We start from the raw sequence: 13,229 nt of genomic DNA on the forward strand, positions 1-13,229 counted from the left end.
AGCGATCCATGAGCGACAATACGCCCTCCAGCAGTCAAGACAGCACTCCGACGCCGCCGGCAGCACAAGCGCCGCGCCGTGGGCCGCTGATCGCCATCGGTGTGGTGGCTGCCGCACTGGTCGCCGGCGGCCTGGCCCTGGCCTTTGGCCTGATCCCCGCCTTCCACTCGGCACCGGTGGGCACCCTGGAGGCGCCGGAAAGCCCGGAGGTGGTGCGCGACCTCAAGCGCCCGGACGCGTTGATCGAAAGCGCCTCCCTCAGCCAGTTGCCCAAAGCGGTGCTGGAAGTGCCGTTGCTGCGCGACGTGCTGACCGAGGATTTCGTCTTCTACTACGAGAATAACGCCGACCGCCTGGGCCTGACCGGCACGCTGCGGCGCATCGTCTACGAGCATGACCTGACCCTGAAGGACAGCGTGATCGAGGAACTGCTCGACCAGCCGGCCCAGGTCGCCCTGTGGCGCGGCGCCGATGGCCGCCTGCGCGACTTCATGGTGGTCCTCAAGCGCGGTGGCCTGGCCAAGGTCCTGGAGCCGCTGGCCAAGGTGGCTGCCGACGATACCCAGCTGAAGAAGGTCTCGGAGATCCAGGTGAAAGGCGCCGCCACGCCGGTCTACAGCCTGCGCTACGGCGCGGAGAAGACCTTGCTGTTCGTCTCCCGTGGCGACCAGATGCTGGTGCTGTCGAACCCGAAGATGCTCTTCCCCAATCCGGACTACGACAACCTCGGTGAGCCCGATGCGGCAGTTGCCAAGGACCTGGGCAGTGCGCTGGAGGGCGAGCCGCTGTTCGCCAAGGACTTCGCCCTGGAGCCGCGCGGTGAGCTGAAGCAGCGTATTACCCTGAGCGCCGGCGTGCTCGCCATGGGCTATCAGCGCTTGATCCCGACCTTCGCCGGTGTGCGCTTCGAGCAGGGCAAGGACGGTTGGCACAGCTACCTGGCGCTCAATGAAGTGGCACGTCAGCCGGATCTGGATTTCACCCCCGTCTGGCAGGCCATGCCCATGGGAGCCAGCGCCTGCGTTGCTCTTCCGGTCACGCCGGGGCTGTACGACAACATGCTGGTCAAGCTGGGCGCCGAGCAGAAGATGGCCGCCGCCTTCTCCGAGCATCTCTCCGGTGCCGCCGGCCTCTGCTGGTACCCGGAGTCACGCCTGCACTCGCCGCTGCTCGCGGTGAAGCTCGACGCACCCGCCAGCCCCGAGCTGGACGATCAACTGGGCAAGCTGTTCGGCAGCATGATCGGCGCCTACGAGGCCAATGTGGAGGCGGGCGCCTTCGAGGTGGAAAGTCGTGCCGAAGGCGATGGTCGCCTCTGGCAGCGCCAGGTCAGCTCGCGCTTCGGCCAGTACCCGGCCAGCGAGGCGGAGAATCCCGACCAGGTCAGCGGCAACGGCTTCTTCCGTGTCAGCCTGCTGCGCGATGGCAACACCCTGCTGTTCTCCATCGACGACAAGCTCCTCGACAAGGCGCGCAATACTCTGGCCAAACGCTACCCGCCGCTGGCCGACGTGCTGCCCAAGGATGCATTGGTGCCGGCCTACCTGGCGCCCAAGACGCTGTCCGAGTTGCTCAAGCGCGAAACCCTCGACAGCCTGCCGCAGGACCTCGAACCGGTGTTCCGCAACGCCGCCGATACGCTGCTCCTGCCACGCCTGAAGACCCTCGCCGGTAACGGCTCCTACGCCTTGACCCTGCCGGCCGGCAGCGAGCCGAGCGGCGAATGGGAGTGGCTGCCGCTGGACTGGAAGGCGCTGTGATCCGCAAACCCCTCACACTGCTCGCCGGTCTGCTTGTCGCCACGCTGGCGCATGCGGCTGAGCCGGCACTGGATGCGCAGCAGACCCAGGTGTTCCGCGCCTGGTTCGTGCGCATCGCCGAGGAACAACTGCGCCGTGGGCCGAACCCGCGCTGGTACCAGCAGGACTGCGCGGGCCTGGTGCGCTTCGCTGCCAACGAGGCGCTGAAGGTTCACGACGCCAAGTGGCTGCGCGCCAACGGCATGTCCAACCGCTACCTGCCGCCGGAGCTGGAGCTTACCGACGCGCAGCGCAACCTCGCGCAGAGCTGGCAGCAGGGCGGTGGCAAGACCGGCCCCTACGTCAATGCGATCAAACTCATTCAGTACAACAGCCAGCTGGTTGGCCGCGACCTCAACCAGGCGCGCCCCGGCGACCTGATGTTCTTCGACCAGGGCGATGACCAGCATCTGATGATCTGGATGGGCCGCGACATCGCTTATCACACCGGCACTCGTACGGCGACCGACAACGGCATGCGCTCGGTCAGCCTGCAACAACTCATGACATGGAAGGACACCCGATGGATACCCGACGAATCCAATCCCAACTTTATCGGCGTCTATCGCTTGTCCTTCCTGACCCGATGAACGCGCTGCGCGGCATTGCCGCAGCCCTGGCCTGCGCCGGCCTGATCGCCGCCGCACCCACACTTGTGCAGGCGGACGACGACGTTCCGGCGAGTAACTACACGCCCATGGCCGGCGAGTCGTTCTTCCTGCTGGCCGACTCCAGCTTCGCCTCCGACGAAGTGGCCAAGGTGCGCCTGGAAGCGCCGGGCCGCGACTACCGTCGCTACCGCATGGAGCCATACGGCGGAGCGGACATCCGCGTCTACCGCATCGACCAGCCGCTGGACTTCCTCAAGCGCCAGAAGAACCTGCACCGCGTGCTGTCCGAGGGGCAGTTCAAGGGCGAGGGCCTGTCCAACACGCTGGCTTACCTGTGGGACAACTGGTACCGCAAGTCGCGTCGGGTGATGCAGCGGACCTTCTCCTACGAGTCGCGCCAGCAGGTCACCGAAGTGGTGCCCGAGCTGAAGATGGGCAATGCCATGGGCGCCCCGACGCCGTATGACGCCCAGCCGCAGTACGCGCCGATCCCCGGCCTGCCGATGGTCAGCCAGTTCCGCTATCCGCTGTGGGACGCCAAGCCGATCCAGCCGCCTAAGGAAGTCACCCTGGCCGGCTCCTCCAGCGAATTCATCAACGTCGCTCCCGGCAACGTCTATGTGCCGCTGGGCAAGTTGAAACCCGGCCTCTATCTGGTCGAGGCCCTGGTCGGCAAATACCGCGCGACCACCGTGGTGTTCGTCTCCAACAGCGTTGCGGTGAGCAAGATCGCCGGCAACGAGCTGCTGGTCTGGACCGCGCGCAAGCATGAAGGCACGCCGGTGGGCGGCGCCAAGGTACTGTGGACTGACGGCCTCGGCGTGATGAGCAGCGGCAGCAGCGACGCCGATGGCTTGCTGCGCCTGCAGCACGCCAGCCCGGAGCGCTCCTTCGTGATCGGTGAGGATGAGGAGGGCGGTGTCTTCGTCTCCGAGAACTTCTATTACGACAGCGAAATCTACGACACCAAGCTCTACGCCTTCACCGACCGGCCGCTGTACCGTCCGGGTGACTGGGTATCGCTGAAGATTGTCGGCCGCGAGTTCAAGAACTCCCGCGAATCGCAGGCTCCGCAAGCTGCCCCGCTGCGCCTGTCGGTGATCGACGCCGCCGGCACCACGCTGCAGACGCTGGACCTCAAGTACGACGCCAAGAGCGGCACCAGCGGCCGCTTCCAGCTGCCGGACAACGCCGTGGCCGGCGGCTACGAGCTGCGCTTCGATTACCGCGACCAGACCTACAGCAGCGCCTTCCGTGTTGCCGAGTACATCAAGCCGCACTTCGAGATTTCCCTCGACCTCGCCAAGCCGGACTTCAAGACCGGCGAGCCGGTGAAGGGCAACCTGATCCTGCTCTACCCCGACGGCAAGCCGGTGGCCAACGCGCGCCTGGAGCTGAGCCTGCGCGCCCAGCAGTTGTCCGTGGTGGACAACGAACTGCAGTACCTCGGCCAGTTCCCCGTGGAGCTGTCCAGCGCGCAGATCACCACCGACGCCCAGGGCCGCGCCGCGCTGGACCTGCCGGCGGCGGAGAAGCCCAGCCGCTACATGCTCACCGTGTTCGCCAGCGATGGCGCCGCGTACCGCGTGAAGACCAGCAAGGAAATCCTCATCGAGCGCGGCGCCGCGCGCTACCGCGTGAGTGCGCCGCAGCGCTTCAGCGCTGCCGGTGATAAGGTCGAGTTCAGCTACGCCGCAGAGCAGCAGACCCAGATCCAGCCCACCGCCTACCGCTGGCTGCGCCTGGAAGACCGCAGCAGCGGCGACGGCGCGGTGGCCGACGGCAAGTTCGCCATCACCTTCGACAAGCCCGGTACCTACAGCGTCGAACTGCGCGACAAGGCCGGCCAACTGCTCGGCGGCACCGGCCACTCGGTCAGCGGCGACGGCGTGAAGGCCGTGCCGGGCACCGTGGAAATCGTCCTCGACAAGGCCGAGTACAAGGCCGGTGACGAGGCGCTGGCGCTGATCACCTTCCCCGAGCCGGTGGATGACGCGCTGCTGTCGCTGGAGCGTGACAAGGTCGAGGCCACCGCACTGCTGTCCAAGGGCGGCGACTGGCTGAAGCTGGAGAAGCTCAACCCGACCCAGTACCGCGCGCGCATCCCGGTGAAGCCGGAGTTCTCGCCGAACCTGACCTTCTCCGTGCTCTACACCCGCAGCGGCGACTACAGCTTCCAGAACGCCGGCATCAAGGTCGCCGTGCCGCAGGTGGAAATCGCCGTCAGCACCGACAAGGAACGCTACGAGCCGGGCGAGACGGTCACCGTCAATCTCGACACCACCTACGCCGGCAAGCCCGTCTCCAGCCACCTCACCGTGAGCGTGGTGGACGAGATGATCTACGCGCTGCAGCCGGAGATCGCGCCGGGCATCGACCAGTTCTTCTACCACCCGCGCCGCAATAACGTGCGCACCAGCGCCAGCCTGTCGTTCATCAGCTACGACGTCGCCTTGCCGGGCACGCCCAGCGCGCCCGGCCGCGCCAACCGCAGCGAGCGTGGCGTGAAGGTGCTGGAGCGCCCGCGCCGTGAGGAAGTGGACACCGCCGCCTGGGAACCCGAGCTGGTCAGCGATGCCAACGGCAAGGCGCAGTTCAAGTTCCGCATGCCGGATTCCCTGACCCGCTGGCGCATCACTGCCCGCGCCATGGATGACGAAGGCCAGGTTGGCCAGAAGAAGCAATTCATCCGCTCGGAGAAACCGCTGTACCTGAAGTGGAGCGGCCCGAAACGCTTCCGCAGCGGCGATGCGCCGGACCTCGGGCTGTTCGTCTTCAACCAGGGCGAGCAGGACACCAAGGCCGAACTGCTGATCCGCGCCAATGGCGAGGAGCAGACCCAGGCGCTGGAGCTCAAGCGCGGCGTCAACTACATCGCCCTGCCGAAGCAGCCGCTCAGCGACGGCGACTGGAGCGTGGAACTGCGCCAGGACGGTCAGGTTCGCGACAGTCTCGGCGTGCACTTCAGCCTGGTCGCCGATAGCTGGCAGGTATTGCAGTCCAAGCCGTTGCAGGTCAATGCGCAGAACACCCCGCTGCAGCTGCCGGCGGATGCCCGCGATGTGAGGTTGCGCCTGGATGACAGCGCCCAAGCCTTGCTGCGTGGCAATCTGGATTCGCTGCTCGACTATCCGTGGGGTGGCGTCGAGCAGACTGCCAGCCAACTGCTGCCGCTGAGCGTCGCCTACCCGATGCTGGCCAATGGCGAGCCGCGGGTGCGTGACCGCCTGCGCCTGATCATGCAGACCAGCCGCCTGCGCCTGGTGCAGATGGCTGGCCCGGATGCCTACTTCACCTGGTGGGGCGGCGAAGACAACGACGCCTTCCTCACGGCGTATGCCTATTACGCCGACTGGCATGCCAGCCGCGCACTGGACATCCAGCTGCCGCCGGACCACTGGCAGCGTGTGCTGGAACTCTACTCCGCGCGTGCCAGCGCCACGCCGCTGCTGCAGCGTGCGCTGATCCTGGCCTTCGCCCGTGACATGCAACTGCCGGTACAGACGCTGGTCAGCGGCCTGCTCACCGACCTGGAAAACGCCGGCAACGGCGAGGCAGCGAAGTCCGTGAACGACTTCGACAGCGACGACAGCCTGGTCATGGGCCGGCCGGACTCCGAACTGGGTCTGGCGGTGGCTCGCGTGCTGACCGCCAGCCTGGCCGAGCAGAACAAGGTCGCGCTGCCGCAAGGCTTCGCCAAGCAACTGGATGGCGCACGCCTGAAGCTGAACACCAGTGACCAGCCGTTCGCCCGTGCCGTGCAGCTCTACAGCGGTAGCGTGGATGCCAGCCGTGCTCGCGCGCTGCTGCTGAGCCTGGCGCCGCAGCAGTCCACCGTCGAACGCGCCCTGGCGCTGACCTGGATGCAGCGCGCCGTAGCCGAAGCCCCGGCCGCCGAGTTGCCCAAGCCGGTGGCGGACTGGAAGGAAGGCCACAGCACCACGGGTGACGCCTTCTGGCAATGGCAGGGCAAGGAGGTGCCAGTGCAGCTGGACCTGAGCGCCGCGCCGTCGCGTCCGCTCAATGCTTCGGTGACCTTCCGCAGCGCCGAGGCGCCGGCCAGCCAGTTGCCGGTGACCATCAAGCGGCGCCTGCTGCGCCTGGTTCCGGGCGAAGACGCCTTCGCCTTCAAGGCCGAGGAGCTGGGTGACAAACCGCTGTCCAGCGACGAGCTGTACCTGGACGAAGTGACCCTCACCACCGATCAGGCGCAGGCCCTGCGCTACGGCATGCTGGAAGTGCCGCTGCCGCCGGGTGCGGATGTCGAGCGCACCACCTGGGGCCTGCAGATCAGCGGCCTGGGCGGCGTCGAGGCGACCAGCCTGGAGCGCGCGCGCAACGAGCCGGGCGACCTGTTCTACGGCGTGCCGGTGGATACCCTGGGCGGCGAGTTGCGCTTCCGTCATCTGGTCCGCTTCTCGCAGAAGGGCGAGTTCGTCCTGCCGCCGGCGCGCTACCAGCGCCTCTATGCGCCGCAGGAGCAGGCGCTGGAGCAGCAGCCGGCCCTGGCGAAGATCAAGGTCCGGTAATCCATGCGCGCACGCCTTGCCGGGCTGATCCTGCTGTTGCCGCTGAGCGCCCTTGCGGCGCCCGGCTCGCAAGAGCAGGCGCAGTTGGCCTGGCGCAGCGCGCAGGGCGATGAGCTGTTGCGCCTCGGGCCGCAGCAGGTACTGGATCGCCAGCCCTTGCCGGCTGAGCTGAAGGCGCCGCTGGGCAGCCTGTGGAAGCTGTTCGTCTATGCCTGGCTGAACGATACCGGCCAGCAGGAGCCGGCCTATCAGTGCCGTGGCGAGAGCAAGGAAGAAGTCTATTGCTGCACGGCCGGGCAGAGCATCGAACGTGACGCCGCGCTGGTGAAGTCCTGTGGCCTGTACTTCGAGCCGCAGCGGTTGGGTATCGACGGCGCGGTCTGGCAGCAGTACTGGCAGGCGCGCCATGCGCCGGGCTGGATCGCCCAGCTGGACAAGTTGGCAGCGCAAACCGAAGTGCCGGTCGCCGAACTGCTCGATCAACTACAACACCTGCCCGCCCAGGAACAGGCGCAAAAGGTGCTGCTGGACGTCAGCCTCGCTGCCGATGAGGGGCGTGCCCCGGCCGCACTGGGTGGACGTCTGCGGGTGAAGACCTGGAGCTGGGATGAAAATGGCAAGCGCGAAGGCGGCTTTGCCGGTTGGCTGGTGGACGGTACTCCGCTCTGGGCGCGCGGACCGGGCACCAGCAAGACGGTGCTGGCGAAGTACGGCAATGCCATCGGCGCTGCACTGCCGGCGCCCTGGCCGCATGATCCGGGACGCTGCGTGGAAGTCAGCCTGTTCAGTCGCTATCCACTGAAGGAGGTCTACGACGCGCGCAATCAACCGGCTGCCGAGGGGGTGCTGGCAGGCCGGCAGAGCGTACTGTTCGCCAACGGGGTTCGCCTCGACGTGGACAGCAACGGTGATCTGTTCCTGGAACGCGGCCCCCTGGGGACGCGCCTGACTGCCCGCCTATCCCGCGAGGAATACGTTGCACGAGTGCTGGATCGTGAGGCGTCGGCCACGCCGCCGGAAGCCGCCAAGGCGTTGGCCGTGACCATCCGGACTTACCTGTTGCAGAACGGCGCTCCGCGCGGTGACTGTCTGAGCATCGACGACAGCAGTCAACGCCAGCGCGTGGCGCCGCGCCCTGCCAGCGAGGCGGCGCGGGGCATCGCCGCCTGGACCGCCGATCTGGTATTGGCTGGCGGCACCGTAACCTATCATTCGGACGAGGCGGGGCAGTCGAAACTCTCCTGGCGCGACGCCCAGGAGCAGGCCGCCAAGGGCCTGCGCTACGACGCCATTCTCGCCCGCACTTTCCCGCGCACCAGCCTGAGCCGCTGGAGCAACCCGACCGCTGCCTGCCAGCCCCTGCCGGAGGCCGAGCGCTGGCTGCAGGCACAGCGCCGCAACTGGCGGACGCGGCTGGAAGCAGAGGCGGGTTATGAAGAATTGCAGTCCTTCGCCGTGTGCCGACTGAGCAGCGGTCGCCCCTACGTCGACCGCGAACGCCAGCGCATCTTCGTGCGTGGCCTGTACTCCCAGCAGGACCGCCTCGACCTGGCTCACGAATACCTGCACCTGGCATTCCAGGCGCACCCCAATGGACAAGACGAGGGCTACGTGGAAAGCCTGGCCCGTCGCCTGATACTGGAATGATCGACATGAAACTTGCCTATGCGCTCCGCCTGTCTCTGCTCGCCAGCCTGATACCGCTCGGCGTGCAGGCCGCCGAATCGCCGATCCGCCTGGATACTCCGCTGGGCGGCTGGCGCGCGGGCGACGGCGACAAGGCCGACTTCCGGCAGACGGTGAACTACCCGGCGGCGTCGGTGAACTCGCGGGAAGACCAGTCCGATACCGCGCGCATCCGTGGCGAAATCCGTGGGTTGCCCAAGGACAGCAAGGAGCCGGCGCGCCTGGTGGTCAACGGCGCGGCCATGCCGATGCGGGTCGAAAACGATGGCAGGTTTGACCGTCCCTTCGCTTTCCCCGCGGGCTCCAACAGTGTCGAGGTCATCAGTCCGGACGGCCAGCAGCACAAGCGCGTGCAGTTCTACCACGGCGGTGGTGGCGGCGAGGTGGCGGCCAAGCTGCGGGTCATGCTGTCGTGGGACTCGGACAACACCGACCTCGACCTGCACCTGGTGACGCCCGATGGCGGGCATGTCTGGTACGGCAATCGCTCACTGCCCAACGGCGCGGCCCAGGACGTCGACGTGACCACCGGCTACGGCCCGGAAATCATCGCCAGCCCGACGCCGCTCAAGGGGCAGTATCTGGTTTACGTGAATTACTACGGCGGTGGCTGGAGCTCGGACGAGAGCTCCGGCGACGTGAACGCGGCCAAGCCGCTGACCACGGCGCAGGTGACCATCGTCACGGAGGAGGGCACGGTGAACGAGAAGCAGGAGTCCTTCCTGATCCCGATGCGCCAGCCCGGTGAGCTGACGCTGGTGAAGCGGTTCAGTTACCCGTAATGCCCTTGTAGGAGCGAGCTTGCTAGCGGATCCATTCGCGAGCCAGCTCGCTCCTACAGTTGTTACGGTCAGGCCTTCTGATCGGCCTGCCAGGCGTCGATTACTTCCTGCGCCGCGCGGAAGGCGTCGATGGCCGCCGGGACGCCGGCGTACACCGCGCAGTGCAGCAGCGCTTCGCGAATCTCTTCCACGGTGCAGCCGTTGTTCAACGCGCCGCGCACGTGGCCTTTGAGTTCCTGCGGGCACTTCAGCGCGGTCAGCGCGGCCAGGGTGATCAGGCTGCGGGTCTTGCGCGGCAGGCCTTCGCGGTTCCAGACACCGCCCCAGGCGTGCTCGTTGACGAAGTCCTGCAGCGGCTGGGTGAACTCGGTGGCATTGCCCAGGGCACGATCGACGAAGACGTCGCCCATCACTTCGCGGCGAACCTGCTCGCCGGCCTTGCGGTTGTCGTTGCTCACTTTTGGCTCCTTCAGAGACCTTCCAGGCGCACCCGGGCGGTGCCGGAGCGCAGCATGTTGAGTTGTTCGGCGGCGGCTTTCGACACATCGATGATGCGCCCGCGGCCGAATGGCCCGCGGTCGTTGATGCGCACCACGACGCTGCGGCCGTTGTCGAGGTTGGTGACTTTCACCCGCGTACCGAAGGCGAGCGTGCGGTGCGCGGCAGTCAGGGCGTTCTGGTTGAAGCGTTCGCCACTGGCGGTGCGCTTGCCATGGTGGGCCTTGCCGTAATAGGACGCGGTGCCTTCGGCGCGGTAGCCGCGGCCGGAGACTTCCGAGTCGCTGTCGTAAGACGTGGTGCTACAGCCGGCCAGCAGGGCCAGGCAGCCGACGAGGGCCATGGGTCGCAGCATCGAACCTCCGGATGAAAAAACGCCGGGCAAGCCCGGCGTCGTTGAAGTGTGGGCTCAGGCTTCGAGCTTCTTCTTCAGCAGTTCGTTCACTTGCGCCGGGTTGGCCTTGCCCTTGGCGGCTTTCATGGCCTGGCCCACGAAGAAGCCGAACATCTTGCCGCGCTTGGCTTCGTCGCTGGCGCGGTACTGTTCGACCTGCTCGGCGTTGGCTGCCAGCACGTCGTCCAGCAGCTTCTCGACGGCGCCGCTGTCGGTGTTCTGCACCAGGTCCTTGGCCTTGATGATCTCGTCCGGCGAGCCCTCACCTTCGGCCATGGCGGCGAATACGGTCTTCGCGGCCTTGCCGTTGATGGTGCCGTCCTTCAGGCGCAGGATCATCTGGCCCAGGTGCTCGGCGGAGACCGGCGACTGCTCGATCTCCAGGCCGTCCTTGTTGAGCAGGCTGGAGAGCTCGCCCATCACCCAGTTGGCGGCCAGCTTGGCGTCGCCGCAGATGGTCTGGACCTTCTCGAAGTAGTCGGCCATCTCGCGGCTGGCGGACAGCACGCTGGCGTCATAGGCGGACAGGCCATACTGGCTCTCGAAACGCTCGCGCTTCTGGTCCGGCAGTTCCGGCAATTGGCCGCGCAGATCGTCCAGGAAGGCGCGCTCGATCACTACCGGCAGCAGGTCCGGGCAGGGGAAGTAACGGTAGTCGTTGGCTTCTTCCTTGCTGCGCATGGAGCGCGTTTCGTCCTTGTTCGGGTCGTACAGGCGGGTTTCCTGCACGACCTTGCCGCCGTCCTCGATCAGCTCGATCTGGCGCTGCACTTCGTGGTTGATCGCCTTCTCGATGAAGCGGAAGGAGTTCACGTTCTTGATCTCGGCACGGGTGCCGAATTCGGCCTGGCCCTTCGGGCGTACCGAGACGTTGCAGTCGCAACGAAGCGAGCCTTCGGCCATGTTGCCGTCGCAGATGCCCAGATAGCGCACCAGTGCGTGGATCGCCTTGACGTAGGCCACGGCTTCCTTGGCGCTGCGGATGTCCGGCTCGGAGACGATCTCCAGCAGCGGGGTGCCGGCGCGGTTCAGGTCGATGCCGCTCATGCCGTGGAAGTCTTCGTGCAGGCTCTTGCCGGCGTCCTCTTCCAGGTGTGCGCGGGTGATGCCGACGCGCTTGACGGTGCCGTCTTCCAGGGTGATGTCCAGGTGGCCCTTGCCGACGATGGGGTGGTCCATCTGGCTGGTCTGGTAGCCCTTGGGCAGGTCCGGGTAGAAGTAGTTCTTCCGGGCGAAGACGTTGCGCTCGGCAATTTCGGCGTTGATCGCCAGGCCGAACTGGCAGGCCATGCGCACGGCTTCCTGGTTCAGCACCGGCAGGGTGCCGGGCATCGCCAGGTCGATCAGGCTGGCCTGGGTGTTCGGGGCGGCGCCGAAGGTGGTGGCGCTACCGGAGAATATTTTCGATTGGGTGGAGAGCTGTGCGTGGATTTCCAGCCCGATCACGGTTTCCCATTGCATATCGTAATCCTTCCTCAGAACCCAGCCGGTGCTTGTGTGTGCCAGTCGCTGACCAGTTGGTACTGGTGCGCGACGTTGAGCAGGCGGCCTTCCTGGAAGTACGGCGCGAGCAACTGGACACCCACCGGCAGGCCATCGACGAAGCCGGCAGGCATGGACAGGCCCGGAATGCCGGCGAGGTTGGCGGTGATGGTGTAGATGTCTTCCAGGTACTGGGCGACCGGATCGTTGTTCTTCTCGCCCAGTTTCCAGGCCGGGTTCGGCGTGGTCGGGCCAAGGATCACGTCGACTTCGGCGAAGGCACTGGTGAAATCGTTCTTGATCAGGCGGCGAATTTTCTGAGCTTTCAGGTAATACGCGTCGTAGTAACCAGCGGAAAGCGCGTAGGTGCCGACCATGATGCGGTTCTTCACCTCGGCGCCGAAGCCTTCGGCGCGGGAGCGCTTGTACAGGTCCTGCAGGTCCTTCGGGTTTTCGCAGCGATAGCCGTAGCGCACGCCGTCGAAGCGCGACAGGTTGGAGCTGGCTTCTGCGGGCGCGATCACATAATAGGCAGGGATCGCGTGCTGCATGTTCGGCAGGGAGATCTCCTTGACCACCGCGCCGAGCTGCTTGAGCTGCTCGACCACCTTCATCACCGCGTCGGCGATGCGGCTGTCGAGGCCGGCGCCGAAGTATTCCTTCGGCAGGCCGATGCGCAGGCCGGTCAGCGGCTTGGCCAGGGCGGCCAGGTAGTCGTCCACTGGCTGGTCGACGCAGGTGGAGTCCTTCGGGTCGAAGCCGGCCATGGCGCCGAGCATCAGTGCGCAATCCTCGGCGGTGCGGGCTAGCGGGCCGCCCTGATCAAGGCTGGATGCATAGGCGATCATGCCCCAGCGCGAGACGCGGCCGTAGGTCGGCTTGATGCCGGTGAGGTTGGTCAGCGCGGCTGGCTGGCGGATCGAGCCGCCGGTGTCGGTGCCGGTGGCCGCCGGAATCAGGCGCGCGGCCACCGCGGCGGCGGAGCCGCCGGAGGAGCCGCCCGGCACGCGGGAGGTGTCCCAGGGGTTCTTCACCGGGCCGTAGTGGCTGGATTCGTTGGCCGAGCCCATGGCGAACTCGTCCATGTTCAGCTTGCCCAGGCTCACGGTGCCGGCATCCGCCAGGCGCTCGACGACGGTGGCGTCGTAGGGCGAGACGAAGGCGTCGAGGATCTTCGAGCCGCAGCTGGTGCGCACGCCCTGGGTGCAGAACAGGTCCTTGTGGGCGATAGGCGCACCGAGCAGGGCGCCGGTTTCACCTTTGGCACGCCGCTCGTCGGCGGCCTTGGCCTGGGCCAGGGCGCTTTCTTCGGTGACGGTGATGAAACTGTTCAGCTGAGGGTCGAGCTGCTGGATGCGCGCGAGCAGGGCAGTGGCCAGTTCCTGGGCAGAGAATTGCTTGTCGGCGAGTCCGCGGGCGACTTCGGCGAGGGTCAATTGATGCAGCAT

At 66.6% G+C, this 13,229-nt stretch carries 9 protein-coding genes; 5 read left to right on the forward strand and 4 right to left on the reverse strand.

From position 1 onward, the window contains the following. Positions 1-8: 8 nt before the first annotated feature. Genes LDJ84_RS05610 through LDJ84_RS05630 form a run of 5 tightly spaced genes read left to right on the forward strand, consistent with a single transcriptional unit; the run spans position 9 to position 9,407 of the window. Complete coding sequence (locus tag LDJ84_RS05610; RefSeq protein WP_226046060.1) at positions 9-1,760, forward strand: DUF2138 domain-containing protein; 1,752 nt, start codon at positions 9-11, stop codon at positions 1,758-1,760. Then, positions 1,724-2,389: a DUF1175 domain-containing protein gene (locus LDJ84_RS05615; RefSeq protein ID WP_037007436.1), complete on the forward strand. Its 666-nt coding sequence runs from the start codon at positions 1,724-1,726 to the stop codon at positions 2,387-2,389. The genes LDJ84_RS05610 and LDJ84_RS05615 overlap by 37 nt, the downstream gene beginning before the upstream one ends. Continuing rightward, the gene (locus LDJ84_RS05620; protein ID WP_226046061.1) at positions 2,386-6,939 is read left to right on the forward strand and encodes an alpha-2-macroglobulin family protein; all 4,554 of its coding nucleotides are present in this window, start codon (positions 2,386-2,388) and stop codon (positions 6,937-6,939) included. Before LDJ84_RS05615 ends, LDJ84_RS05620 begins: the two co-directional genes overlap by 4 nt. 3 nt (positions 6,940-6,942) lie before the next feature. After that, positions 6,943-8,586, forward strand: a complete 1,644-nt coding sequence (locus LDJ84_RS05625) for a DUF2300 domain-containing protein (RefSeq protein ID WP_196912268.1) — start codon at positions 6,943-6,945, stop codon at positions 8,584-8,586. 5 nt (positions 8,587-8,591) lie between these two features. Further along, positions 8,592-9,407: a YfaP family protein gene (locus LDJ84_RS05630; protein WP_196912267.1), complete on the forward strand. Its 816-nt coding sequence runs from the start codon at positions 8,592-8,594 to the stop codon at positions 9,405-9,407. Positions 9,408-9,475: 68 nt separating this feature from the next. On the opposite strand, the gene LDJ84_RS05635 is transcribed toward LDJ84_RS05630, so the two are convergent. The 4 genes from LDJ84_RS05635 to gatA are packed head-to-tail and all read right to left on the reverse strand — an operon-like array spanning position 9,476 to position 13,229. Further along, on the reverse strand, positions 9,476-9,817 hold the full coding sequence (locus tag LDJ84_RS05635) for a carboxymuconolactone decarboxylase family protein (protein ID WP_054906694.1): 342 nt from the start codon (positions 9,815-9,817) through the stop codon (positions 9,476-9,478). Positions 9,818-9,876: 59 nt separating this feature from the next. Further along, positions 9,877-10,260 (reverse strand): septal ring lytic transglycosylase RlpA family protein, encoded by a 384-nt coding sequence (locus LDJ84_RS05640; RefSeq protein ID WP_024765927.1) that lies wholly within the window; start codon positions 10,258-10,260, stop codon positions 9,877-9,879. Between the two features lie 54 nt (positions 10,261-10,314). Further along, positions 10,315-11,760 (reverse strand): Asp-tRNA(Asn)/Glu-tRNA(Gln) amidotransferase subunit GatB, encoded by a 1,446-nt coding sequence (gene gatB / locus LDJ84_RS05645; RefSeq protein ID WP_024765928.1) that lies wholly within the window; start codon positions 11,758-11,760, stop codon positions 10,315-10,317. Positions 11,761-11,774: 14 nt separating this feature from the next. Then, positions 11,775-13,229 carry an Asp-tRNA(Asn)/Glu-tRNA(Gln) amidotransferase subunit GatA gene (gatA, locus tag LDJ84_RS05650; protein ID WP_196912266.1) on the reverse strand — a complete coding sequence of 485 codons (1,455 nt, stop codon included), beginning with the start codon at positions 13,227-13,229 and terminating at the stop codon, positions 11,775-11,777.

It is taken from the genome of Pseudomonas sp. HS-18 (assembly GCF_020401845.1).
Lineage (GTDB): Bacteria > Pseudomonadota > Gammaproteobacteria > Pseudomonadales > Pseudomonadaceae > Pseudomonas > Pseudomonas nitroreducens.